The sequence below is a fragment of the Ignatzschineria indica genome (assembly GCF_003121925.1).
GTDB classification, from domain to species: domain Bacteria; phylum Pseudomonadota; class Gammaproteobacteria; order Cardiobacteriales; family Wohlfahrtiimonadaceae; genus Ignatzschineria; species Ignatzschineria indica.
In genome coordinates, this window is record NZ_QEWR01000004.1 from 257349 (window position 1) to 268362 (window position 11014).

An 11014-nucleotide genomic window follows, 5' to 3' on the forward strand; every position below is an offset into this window, starting at 1 on the left:
ATAAATTGAAACAAAGAAGGCTGTTGAGTTGCCGGAGATTACCACTGCGCGTTTCCAAAAACCACGTGCCGGCAAGTGGCGATCATCTATCACCGGAAATTATCACATTCCATCGCAATAACTCTCGGCATCGAAGATGCCGAATGGCGGGCATGCATCGGTAAAAAGATTGAGATGGTCGGTTCCCGCAGCTCCACGAATTTTCTTAAGAACAATATTGTGATTGATCAAAACAAAAAAGCTGATGAATTGCCGGAGATCACCACCGCATACTTCCATAAATTGCATGCCGGCAAGAGGCGATTCCCCATCGCTGACTATTTTCTTGGAATAAAAGAGGCTGAGCGCTGCCGGATTTTACTCTCATACACTGCCATAAACTACGCGCCGGCAGTTGGCATCGAGGATGCCGAATGGCGGGCATGCACCGGTGAAAAGATTGAGATGGTCGGTTCCCGCAACTCCACGAATTTTCTTAAGAACAATATTGTGATTGGTCAAAACAAAAAGCTGATGAATTGCCGGAGATTACCACTGCGCGTTTCCAAAAACCACGTGCCGACAAGGGTGATCTTCTTGCTATTAGCTGAGAAGATCGATCAGGCGGCTGATGGCATTGATGCGAAGTTCTGGGCTCTCAAGGGGTAACTTGTAACGTAGGGCCTCTTGCCCTTGAAGTTGATAAAATTGAGGTTGCTCCTGAATCAGGCTGATTAATTTTGGCGTATTGATACGAGGCTGTTCTCCAAAGAGAATGCGTACTCCTTGGGCATTCGCTTCGATCTTCTTTAAGTTGAGTGGCTTTGCTTTTAATTTAAGCTCGGCAATTTTGAAGAGGCGTTTTGTTGTATCGGGTAGAAGACCAAAACGGTCGATCATTTCGATCTGAATCTGATCGAGCGCATCGATACTCTTCGCACTAGCGATCCGTTTGTAGTAGGAGAGACGGATCGCAACATCAAAGATAAAATCCTCTTGAATCAATGCCGGCGCACCGATGGTGATCTCTAATCCTTTGTTGAAGGGATCTGCAACATCGAGTTTTCCACCCCGTTTAATCATCTCTGCCGCTTCACTTAAGAGCTCCATATAGAGAGAGAAACCGATCGCATTGATCTCACCACTTTGCTGATCTCCTAAGAGCTCTCCGGCACCTCGTATCTCTAAATCATGATTGGCTAACATAAAGCCGGCACCTAAAGTATCGGTCGTGGCAATCGCTTCAATCCGTTTTTTCGCATCACTTGTCATTGCTGCCGCTTCCGGCACGATAAGATAACAGAAAGCACGATGATGAGAACGACCAACACGGCCCCGAATCTGATGAAGTTGCGCAAGTCCAAGATGATCTGCACGATTGATAATCACCGTATTGGCATTAGGAACATCGATCCCCGATTCAATAATGGTGGTACAGAGAAGGATATTGATACGATGATGATAGAAATCGAGCATCACTTTTTCCAACTCATTCTCATGCATCTGCCCATGCGCCATACCGATAGAGATATTGGGCATTAGCGCGGCAAGTCGCTCGGCAACGAGCTCAATACTTTTCACCTCATTGTGGAGGAAATAGACCTGTCCGCCCCGTTTAAATTCACGCATACAGGCTTCAACAATCAGTTCATCACTCCACTCATTGACAAAGGTCTGTACCGCGATACGATTTTCGGGAGGTGTTGCAATAATGGAGAGCGCTTTAAGCCCTGTTAAGCCCATATTGAGTGTGCGAGGAATGGGTGTTGCAGTCATCGCCATAAAGTTCACCTCTGCTCTTAAAGCACGAAGGCGCTCCTTCTGTTTGACTCCAAATCGATGCTCTTCATCGATAATCACTAAACCTAAATTATGAAAGCGGGTATCTTCTGAGAGCAGACGATGGGTGCCGATAATAATATCGATCTCCCCTTTCTCGAGGCTAGCTAAGATCTCCCTTGTCTCTCGACTCTTACGAAAACGGGAGAGCGCGGCAATCTTAATGGGCCAATCGGCAAAACGATCCTCAAAGGCGGTGGCATGTTGCTCAGCAAGAAGAGTTGTAGGGGCTAATATTGCCACCTGATAACCATTCATTGCCGCCATAAATGCCGCACGCATTGCCACTTCTGTCTTCCCAAAACCAACATCACCACAGACAATACGATCCATCTTTCCCGCTTCAAGATCACTTAAAACGGCATCGATCGCTCGCTGCTGATCGGGTGTTGTTTTATAGGGGAAGCTTTCGGCAAAGGCGTGATACTCTTCAGGCAGAGTCATTCCTTTACCCGATTGCGCCTCTCGGCGAGCATAGATATCGAGTAGCTCAGCAGCGGTATCATTTGCCTTCTCAGCTGCTTTTCTTCGAGCTTTATCCCACTGATCAGAGCCTAACTTATGGAGCGGTGCGCTACTCTTCTCACTGCCTGAATATTTAGAGAGGAGATCGAGCGAGGTGACGGGAACATAGAGCTTGGCATTATCTCTATATTGAATCACCACAAGTTCGGTATCATCGATAATATCCATACCGGCATAACGGCCAATCCCGTGGTTGATATGGATAATGGGATCGCCAATTTCCAATGTATCGAGGTTGGTTAACATCGCCTCAATATCGGCAATTTTCCCTTTTGCCCGATATTCTCGTGGTTTGACTCCCAAGAATTCCGCTTCTGTGACCATCTTAAAGGGCGGGGTTTCATTTGAGAAACCTTGACTCAATGCCCCTGTTAAGAGCATTAAAGGGGCTGGTTGAGCAAATGCCGCTTGCAATGAGGGGCTTACAACAGGTGTGATCTCCTCATTGGTTAAGCGATTGAGAAGATTTTCACGGCGTCCTGATGTTTCAGCGCAGAGAAAGAGAGGGCTTTTCCCCGATTCTGCTTGTGTCTTTAATGCTTTAAGATCGATCGAAGGTTGAAACTGCGTAGTAAAGCGAAGATCAACCTGTGGATAGTGACTAATGAGGCTCTCCGCCCCTTTAGGGGTGAGATAGAGGCGCGTTGGGGGGAGAATCGGTTTGAGATGATCGTGGCGATAGCGTTCAAATCGAGTCTCGATCAGCTCTTGAAAACGGAGTGCTTCCTGCTCGACATGAGGGTAGAGAATGAGCGAAGTTGTCGTCGGGAGATAGTCGAAAAAGGTAGCGCTATTATCGAAGAAGAGGGGCATATAGTTTTCAATGCCGGAGGGGAGATTCCCCTTGGTTGTCTCTTGATAGATATGAGATTTGCTTAAAATAGCAGGATCATCGGTAAAGGTGGATCGGTATTTTTGGGCAAAGGTCTCCAAACCTTTGGGGCTCATATCGAGCTCTCGTGTTGGCAGGAGTGATAATTTCTCAAAGGTTTCAATAGTATCGCCACTTTCTGGATCGAAAGTGCGAATTGAATCGATCTCATTGTCGAAAAAATCGATTCGAAGTGGTGCTTTTTCTCCCATTGGAAAGAGATCGAAGAGTGAGCCGCGTGCAGAGAATTCACCCGGAGAGAGAACATTGGAGACAGCGAGATAGCCCGCAGCTTCTAGATTGAGGCGAAACTGTTCGCGATCGATAATATCGCCTCGTTGAAAGAGGAGGACATTTGCATCGAAGAATTCGCGAGGAGGAAGGCGCTCAAGGAGAGTGGGGATTGTGATAATCACAATCTTACGATTGCCGGACTTCAGATGGAAGAGAAGGGAGAGTCGTTCGGAGATGATATCGATCTGAGGAGAGAAGGGATCGTAAGGGAGCGTTTCAGTATCGGGAAAAATCGCCGCTTCACCCCCAAAAAAGGTGCAATCTTGCGCAAGATTTTCTGCTTTGCGCATATCATTAACAATCACCACCAAGGTTTGATCGCTACTCTTTGCTGAGTTGACCAGGTTGAGGGCAAAATGAGCAGGGTTTTCAATCTCCCACTCAATAGTACGTTTCTGCACGGGGATAGAGCGAGAGGGGAGGGCAATTTTTTTCATAACTTAAGCGCGCTTTTTGTTAGATTGTTTCTCTTTTTTAGGAAGTTGAATAATCTCAGTGCCGGAGAGTTTATCATGCCAGGCGAGGCGAGTTGGGGAGACAAAGACCCATAAAAAGCCTAAGCCCAATGGAATCCAGCTAATGATCGCGGTAAGCAGGCGAAGAATAGCTCGTTGAGCTGTAATAGGACGACCATCGATCTGTTGAATACGTAGACGCCATGCGCGCATGCCGGTTGTATGGGCATCCCTTAACCAGAAGAAGAGAAAGTAGATAAAGGGGAGCAACGCAAAGAGTGTTCGTTGAAGGGGAAAGAGGGGATGATCCGCTTCAATGGCATTGCCACCATTAAAGGGCAAGAAGATCACAGCAATCACCATCTCTAAGGCAAAGATCGCGAGAATATCGTATAGCAGAGCGCCGAGTCGGCGGTGGAGTAGGGCACGGGGATAGGTTGTCATCTACAACTCCTCATAGATTGATCGATTGAGAGATCGAAGTCTTAGTAGGCGACTTTAAAACAAGATCATCTCGAGAGACTTTTAAATCATGGATTAAAAAATGGCTACTATTTTAACATGCCTATTGCAGAATTGCGGAGGGGATTTCGCCGTTGCATTTTTATCAGTGATGGGTCAATAGTAAGGAGTAGCTATGAATGAATCAGTAATGAGTTATCAATCAGTAAGCAATCACTTATTAATGAGTTATCAATGGTTTGTCAATGAGTTATCAATGAGCTGTCAATGAGTCATTAGTGAATTATGAGTGAATTACCAGTGAGCTATCAGTGAGCCATTAGTGAGGCGGAGTAATATGGAGGAAGAGATGATGAGGGAAGGGATGATGAAGGGGGAGCGGGTGAGATCGGAAGAAGCGCGAAACCTGAAGATTTTACAATTAGTAGGTCAGATTGATCAGCCATCGATCTTTGCTGATTTTGCTGCTTTAAAAGCATTAACCGATTCTGATCAGCCCTATACGCGCCGTGCATTTACCGATCAGTATCTAGCTGGTAGAGCATGGCTCGTTGAACGATTAAGTGCATTAGGTTTAACGCCTTACTATGATGCCATTGGCAATCTTCGGGCGCGTTTAGAGGGGGAGAGAGCGGAGACGATCTACTTTGGCTCCCACACAGATACGGTACCGGGTGGAGGGCTCTATGATGGTATCTTAGGGGTGATTGCCGGGATCTCAGTGCTGCAAAGCATCATCACTTCCGGAGAAAAACCGCAATACTCTCTAGAACTAATCGATTTTTTAGCAGAGGAGAGTAGTGATTGGGGGCTCTCTTGTATCGGCAGTAGAGGTTTAGCCGGCGTATTGAGCGAGCAAGATTTAGCACGAAAAAATCCCTACACCGATGAAGTGTTAGCAGATGCTATTGTCAAAATGGGGGGAGAAGCGCCCTTCCAGAGTGATCTGCTTTCACCAAAGTCGGGAAATTGTTTTGTTGAACTCCATATTGAGCAGGGACCTCTCTTAGAAGCATTGGATCGGGAAGTGGGAATTGTCTCCGGTATTGTGGGAATCGATCGTGTGGAGATTAATATTAGCGGTAAGCAGAATCACTCCGGTACAACCCCGATGACCTTAAGAGAAGATGCCCTTGTGGGGGCATCGGCATTGATCACAAGGATTCATCAATTAGCGATTGAGATGGCAGCAGAGGCTGCGCTTGAACAAGGCTATTTTGTAGCAACCTGTGGCAGGCTCATTACGACGCCTAATGCGATCAATGTTGTGCCGGGAGCTGCGCAACTGGTAGTGGATATCCGTTTTTCTAGGACGCAATATCGGGATCGTTTTTTAGAGGCGCTAAAGGAGCAGCAGAGTCACATTGAGAAGCAGTATCAGCTCTCAAGTAAGTTGACGCGACTCTCTACTACAGAGCCTGTTCTTTTCGATAGAGCTCTTCAGGCGCAGGCAACCTCTTGGGCCGAGCGGTTGGGATATCGATCTCATTCGCTCTTAAGTGGTGCCGGACATGATGCAGCCTTTATGGCACAATTGATGCCAACGGTAATGCTCTTTATCCCTTCGGTCGATGGATTGAGTCATCATGCTCAAGAGTTGAGTCATGAGGCAGATATTATTCGGGGAATCTCCCTCTTTTCTGCGTTGATATTGGATTTATCGCTCTAAATTTGAAGATGATTTCAATATCTCGCTATCTCTACTAAGATTTCTAACCTCACGCTTCTTAGGAAGCGTTTCTATCTTCCTTCATCTTCCTTCCATCCTCCTTTCATCTTTCTTCATTATGGGGTATATAGGAAGAAGAGAAGGGCGAAATAGGCGCCCTTTAGGGAGATTTGAGCGAATGCGCTCGATCAATTTTAGTTAAAGGGATGAGAAGAAGAGTGGAGTAATATCGATGAATGAAGGTGAGCGAAGAGGCGTTTTAGCAGATATTCAAGAGGGAAATATTCAAGAGGAAGATTCGCAAGCGCATTGTGTTAAAAGGCATCGTGCTCAAGCGATTTTGCAAGAGATCGAAGGCTGGCAAGAGGAGGCGAGAGCGATCCGTCACGCTTTCCATCAGCACCCAGAGTTGGGATTTGAAGAGTCAGCGACAAGCGCGAAAGTGGTCGAGCTCTTAACAGCTTATGGTGTTGATAAGATCGATCTCTCCTTTGCAAAGACGGCAGTAATTGCTACTATTGCCGGCCGTTATGAGGGACCGATGATTGGTCTTCGAGCAGATATGGATGCATTGCCGATAGTAGAGCAGAATCAATTTACCTATCGCTCTGAATATCCCGGCATTATGCATGCATGCGGTCATGATGGTCACACCACGATGCTATTGATGGCGGCAAAATATCTTGCTAAATATCGAAATTTTGCCGGTACGGCGATCTTGATCTTTCAACCTGCGGAGGAGGGAAGGGGAGGTGCCGAGCAGTTAGTTGTTAAAGAGAATTTTTTAGCGCGTTACCCTTTAGATGCGATCTATGCGATGCATAACTGGCCTACATTGCCGGCGGGAACTTTTGCCATTAAACCAGGTTCGATTATGGCAAGTTCAGATCGAATCTTTATCACCATAAAAGGACAGAGTGGTCATGCCGGGCTTCCGCAGTTGACACAAGATCCTCTTCTTGTGGCAACTCATATCTATCAAGGGATTCAGGGGTTAGTTGCAAGAACTGTCGATCCTCTCTCACCTCTGGTGGTGGCGATTACCCAAATTCATGGTGGAGAGACGACCAATGCGATTGCTGGCAGTGCCGAGATGGCAGGGACGATCCGCACCCATGATGAAAAATTGCGCCATAAGATCATTGCACAATTGCATCTCTTAGTAGAGAGTATGGGGCGCGCTTTTGGGATGGAGGCGACAATGCGTTTAGGGCCGATTAGCCATCCCGTCACAGTGAGTAGTGAGTTAGAGGCGGCTAGAGCGATCAGCGTCGCAACAGAGCTTGTAGGTGCAGATCAGGTCAAACTCGATATTGAGCAGCAGATGACAAGTGAAGATTTTGCCTTCTATCTCGAGCGGGTGCCGGGTTGCTATCTCTTTATTGGTAATGGCACGGTAGCAACAGAAGCGGGTGCACCGATTGGTCTGCATCATAGTCATTACGATTTTAATGATGATATTACCCCTTTAGGGGCCAGTTTTTTGGTAGGTTTAGTTGAGTCCTATCTTTCATCGAAATGATGTTAGATAAGGAGTAGATGAAATAGATTATCCGTATGGATTATCAGTATGAATTACTAGTATCAGTTTTAGTGTAAGTTGCTAGTTTTACCGAAAATGAAGAATGATCGAAGTCTCTCTACTTCGATCATCTTTTTCAGTTTGGCAGAGATTAGAGATAGATCAATAAAGGAGATCGATGATGACAACCTTGTGGGATGAAGAAGCCGATGAGGTCGAAAAGAGTATAAATTGTGTACTCAATCTTGGGGGCGAGCAGATTGCCCTGAAGAAGAGTGCCATTGGATGATGTAGATAGATGAAGTAATTTAAGGAGAGTGCGAATGCAGAAGAATTTAGAGCGGCCCATTGTGACGGCAGAGAAGAGAAGTTGGTTTGATCGAGTGGAATCATTTGGGAATAAGATCCCTAATCCGCTCTATCTATTTGTTATTTTTTGTCTCTTAATTGCGATACTATCCGCAATTTTAAGTGGTATTAACCTAGAAGTGATCCATCCTGTGACGAATGATGTGGTCTCTATTCGCAATCTCATTAGTGGAGAGGGTTTAGTCTATATTTTACAATCAACGGTGAGTAACTTTATCGACTTTAAACCGCTCGGTTTAGTACTCTGTATGATGATTGCTGTAGGTCTTGTGCAAGAGGTTGGGTTAGCTGATTCAGCGATTAAAGCGCTTCTACTCAATGCGCCGCGCCGTTTTGTGACCGCTTCTATTTTTATTGTTGGTATCGTTGGCAATCTCGCATCAGATGCGGCATTTGTCCTTGTTCCTCCTCTCGCGGGGATCATTTTTGCAGCAACTAAGCGGAATCCTATTGTGGGAATTTGTGCCGGCTTTGTTGCTGTTGCAGCGGGGTTTACTGCAAATATCTTTATTGCCGGGACAGATGTGCTTCTCTCCGGTGTCACCAATGAAGCCTCTAAGATTATCAATGGTGTTGAGATTACACCTGCGGCAAACTGGTACTTTATGTTGTTATCGGTGCCTTTTTTAACCATTTTAGGAACATGGATTACAGAAAAAATTATCGAGCCACGTTTTCCTATTACGGCAGATTACAATGATAATTTAGCGCCGGCAGGGGGAGATGATTATCAAGTTACTGCGAAAGAGAAGCGCGCTCTAAAGATTACAGGGTTTTACGCCTTACTCTTTGTTCTACTCTTAATTGCAACGATCTATCCAGAGGATTCTCCCTTAAGAAATAGTAGTGGTGGTCTTGTCCCATCGCCCTTCTTAAGTGGCATGATTCCCATTATCATGACCTTTTTTATCAGTTGTGCAATTGTCTATGGGATCTTTGCCGGCACGATTCGCCATTTTGATGATCTACCAATACTATTAGCCAATGCCTTAAAAAATGTGGGGGGTTATATTGTTCTCGTCTTCTTTATTGCCCAATTTATCGGTTGGTTTAACTGGACCAATCTTTCGATGTGGCTTGCGGTTTCGGGGGCTGATTTTTTAGCAGAGATAGAGTTACCCAATGTTGTGATGCTAGGGGCTCTGGTGATTTTAGCAGGGTTAATCAATCTTGTTGTCTTTAGTGGTTCTGCCCAATGGGCGATGATGGCGCCGGTATTTGTCCCGCTCTTAATGTTAGTCGGTGTTGAGCCAGAAGCGATTCAGATGGCATATCGTATTGGGGATTCCACGACCAATGTAATCTCGCCTACAAACCCCTATCTACCGATGGTATTAGCGTTGATTGCACAATATAACGCGAAAGTTCGCTTTGGAACTTTCCTCTCTATTATGTTGCCTTATTGTTTGATCTTTATTAGTAGCTGGACAGTTCTCTTTTTAATCTACTATAGCTTAGGGCTACCGCTAGGACCGATGTAATCATTCTTAAGAGGGGCTGTTGAGAGGCGGGAGCCAACCATTTCGTTCTTTTCACCGGTGCATGCCCGCGGTTTGGCATCTTTGATGCCAATTGTCGGCACGTGATTTTTAGAAGTACGCGATGGTGATCTCTGGCAACTCAACAGCCTTCTTTGTTTCAATTAATTCCAGCTAATCATTCTTGTGATTCTTAAGAGAATCTGTTGAGGGGCGGGAGCCAACCATTTCGTTCTTTTCACCGGTGCATGCCCGCAGTTTGGCATCTTTGATGCCAATTGCCGGCACGTGGTTTTTGGAAACGCGCAGTGGTGATCTCCGGCAACTCAACAGCCTCTTTTTGTTTCAATTAATTTCAGCTAATCATTCTTGTGATTCTTAAGAGAATCTGTTGAGGGGTGGGAGCCAACTATTTCGTTCTTTTCACCGGTGCATGCCCGCGGTTTGGCATCTTTGATGCCAATTGCCGGCACGTGATTTTTAGAAGTACGCGATGGTGATCTCTGGCAACTCAACAGCCTCTTTTTGTTTCAATTAATTTCAGCTAATCATTCTTGTGATTCTTAAGAGAATCTGTTGAGAGGCGGGAGCCAACCATTTCGTTCTTTTCACTAATGCATGCCCGCCGTTTGGCATCTTTGATGCCAATTGCCGGCACGTGATTTTTGGAAACGCGCAGTGGTGGCCTCCGGCAACTCAACAGCCCTCTTTGTTTCAATTAATTTCAGCTAATCATTCTTGTGGTTCTTAAGAGAATCTGTTAAGGGGAGGGAAGTTACCATTTCGTTCTTTTCACTAATGCATGCCCGCCGTTTGGCATCTTTGATGCCAATTGCCGGCATGTGATTTTTGGAAACGCGCAGTGGTGATCTCCGGCAACTCAACAGCCCTCTTTGTTTCAATTAATTTCAGCTAATCATTCTTGTGATTCTTAAGAGAATTTGCTGAGGGGCGGGAGCCAACCATTTCGTTCTTTTCACCGGTGCATGCCCGCGGTTTGGCATCTTTGATGCCAATTGCCGGCACGCGGTTTTTGGAAACGCGCAGTGGTGATCTCCGGCAACTCAACAGCCTTCTTTGTTTCAATTAATTTCAGCTAATCATTCTTGTGATTCTTAAGAGGGGCTGTTGAGGGGCGGGAGCCAACCATTTCGTTCTTTTCACCGGTGCATGCCCGCAGTTTGGCATCTTTGATGCCAATTGTCGGCACGTGATTTTTGGAAACGCGCAGTGGTGGTCTCCGGCAACTCAACAGCCCTCTTTGTTTCAATTAATTTCAGCTAATCATTCTTGTGATTCTTAAGAGAATCTGTTGAGGAGCGGGAGCCAACCATTTCGTTCTTTTCACCGGTGCATGCCCACGGTTTGGCATCTTTGATGCCAATTGCCGGCACGCGGTTTTTGGAAACGCGCAGTGGTGATCTCCGGCAACTCAACAGCCTTCTTTGTTTCAATTAATTTCAGCTAATCATTCTTGTGATTCTTAAGAGAATCTGTTGAGGGGCGGGAGCCAACCATTTCGTTCTTTTCACTAATGCATGCCCTAGGATC

At 45.9% G+C, this 11014-nt stretch carries 15 protein-coding genes; 5 read left to right on the forward strand and 10 right to left on the reverse strand.

Features of this window, described 5'->3' with window-relative positions:
* Positions 1–23: 23 nt before the first annotated feature.
* Positions 24–164 (forward strand): hypothetical protein, encoded by a 141-nt coding sequence (locus DC082_RS10785; RefSeq protein ID WP_157957435.1) that lies wholly within the window; start codon positions 24–26, stop codon positions 162–164.
* Between the two features lie 10 nt (positions 165–174).
* Positions 175–648: a hypothetical protein gene (locus tag DC082_RS08595; RefSeq protein ID WP_109236617.1), complete on the forward strand. Its 474-nt coding sequence runs from the start codon at positions 175–177 to the stop codon at positions 646–648.
* Here DC082_RS08595 and mfd read toward each other — a convergent pair.
* Complete coding sequence (gene mfd, locus DC082_RS08600) at positions 583–3945, reverse strand: transcription-repair coupling factor (protein WP_109236618.1); 3363 nt, start codon at positions 3943–3945, stop codon at positions 583–585. The two genes, DC082_RS08595 and mfd, sit on opposite strands and share 66 nt — an antisense overlap.
* Positions 3946–3948: 3 nt before the next feature.
* Positions 3949–4407 (reverse strand): RDD family protein, encoded by a 459-nt coding sequence (locus DC082_RS08605; RefSeq protein ID WP_109236619.1) that lies wholly within the window; start codon positions 4405–4407, stop codon positions 3949–3951.
* A gap of 355 nt (positions 4408–4762) precedes the next feature.
* Here DC082_RS08605 and DC082_RS08610 point away from each other — a divergent pair, with 355 nt between their 5' ends.
* From DC082_RS08610 to DC082_RS08620, 3 genes are all read left to right on the forward strand, one after another.
* Positions 4763–6094 carry a hydantoinase/carbamoylase family amidase gene (locus DC082_RS08610; RefSeq protein WP_109236620.1) on the forward strand — a complete coding sequence of 444 codons (1332 nt, stop codon included), beginning with the start codon at positions 4763–4765 and terminating at the stop codon, positions 6092–6094.
* Positions 6095–6326: 232 nt separating this feature from the next.
* Positions 6327–7616 carry an amidohydrolase gene (locus DC082_RS08615; protein WP_109236621.1) on the forward strand — a complete coding sequence of 430 codons (1290 nt, stop codon included), beginning with the start codon at positions 6327–6329 and terminating at the stop codon, positions 7614–7616.
* Positions 7617–7939: 323 nt separating this feature from the next.
* Positions 7940–9466 carry an AbgT family transporter gene (locus DC082_RS08620; protein ID WP_109236622.1) on the forward strand — a complete coding sequence of 509 codons (1527 nt, stop codon included), beginning with the start codon at positions 7940–7942 and terminating at the stop codon, positions 9464–9466.
* Here the strand turns inward: DC082_RS08620 and DC082_RS10790 are convergent.
* The 8 genes from DC082_RS10790 to DC082_RS10825 are packed head-to-tail and all read right to left on the reverse strand — an operon-like array spanning position 9433 to position 10899.
* Positions 9433–9609, reverse strand: a complete 177-nt coding sequence (locus DC082_RS10790) for a hypothetical protein (protein ID WP_157957436.1) — start codon at positions 9607–9609, stop codon at positions 9433–9435. The two genes, DC082_RS08620 and DC082_RS10790, sit on opposite strands and share 34 nt — an antisense overlap.
* 28 nt (positions 9610–9637) lie before the next feature.
* Positions 9638–9793: a hypothetical protein gene (locus DC082_RS10795; protein ID WP_157957437.1), complete on the reverse strand. Its 156-nt coding sequence runs from the start codon at positions 9791–9793 to the stop codon at positions 9638–9640.
* A 29-nt stretch (positions 9794–9822) separates the two neighbouring features.
* Positions 9823–9978, reverse strand: a complete 156-nt coding sequence (locus DC082_RS10800) for a hypothetical protein (RefSeq protein WP_157957438.1) — start codon at positions 9976–9978, stop codon at positions 9823–9825.
* A gap of 29 nt (positions 9979–10007) precedes the next feature.
* Entirely contained in the window at positions 10008–10163 is a 156-nt protein-coding gene (locus DC082_RS10805) for a hypothetical protein (protein WP_157957439.1), read from the reverse strand.
* Between the two features lie 28 nt (positions 10164–10191).
* Positions 10192–10347 (reverse strand): hypothetical protein, encoded by a 156-nt coding sequence (locus DC082_RS10810; protein WP_157957440.1) that lies wholly within the window; start codon positions 10345–10347, stop codon positions 10192–10194.
* Between the two features lie 28 nt (positions 10348–10375).
* Positions 10376–10531, reverse strand: coding sequence for a hypothetical protein (locus DC082_RS10815; RefSeq protein WP_157957441.1), 156 nt, complete (start codon positions 10529–10531; stop codon positions 10376–10378).
* 28 nt (positions 10532–10559) lie between these two features.
* Positions 10560–10715 carry a hypothetical protein gene (locus DC082_RS10820; RefSeq protein WP_157957442.1) on the reverse strand — a complete coding sequence of 52 codons (156 nt, stop codon included), beginning with the start codon at positions 10713–10715 and terminating at the stop codon, positions 10560–10562.
* 28 nt (positions 10716–10743) lie between these two features.
* Positions 10744–10899 carry a hypothetical protein gene (locus tag DC082_RS10825; protein ID WP_157957443.1) on the reverse strand — a complete coding sequence of 52 codons (156 nt, stop codon included), beginning with the start codon at positions 10897–10899 and terminating at the stop codon, positions 10744–10746.
* Positions 10900–11014 lie beyond the last annotated feature (115 nt).

Bases quoted from the DNA above. Each gene is read 5' to 3' on its own strand.
- DC082_RS08615 (WP_109236621.1), top strand. From the start codon at position 6,327: ATGAATGAAGGTGAGCGAAGAGGCGTTTTAGCAGATATTCAAGAGGGA.
- DC082_RS08610 (WP_109236620.1), top strand. From the start codon at position 4,763: ATGGAGGAAGAGATGATGAGGGAAGGGATGATGAAGGGGGAGCGGGTG.
- DC082_RS08605 (WP_109236619.1), bottom strand. From the start codon at position 4,407: ATGACAACCTATCCCCGTGCCCTACTCCACCGCCGACTCGGCGCTCTG.
- mfd (WP_109236618.1), bottom strand. From the start codon at position 3,945: ATGAAAAAAATTGCCCTCCCCTCTCGCTCTATCCCCGTGCAGAAACGT.
- DC082_RS08620 (WP_109236622.1), top strand. From the start codon at position 7,940: ATGCAGAAGAATTTAGAGCGGCCCATTGTGACGGCAGAGAAGAGAAGT.
- DC082_RS08595 (WP_109236617.1), top strand. From the start codon at position 175: ATGGTCGGTTCCCGCAGCTCCACGAATTTTCTTAAGAACAATATTGTG.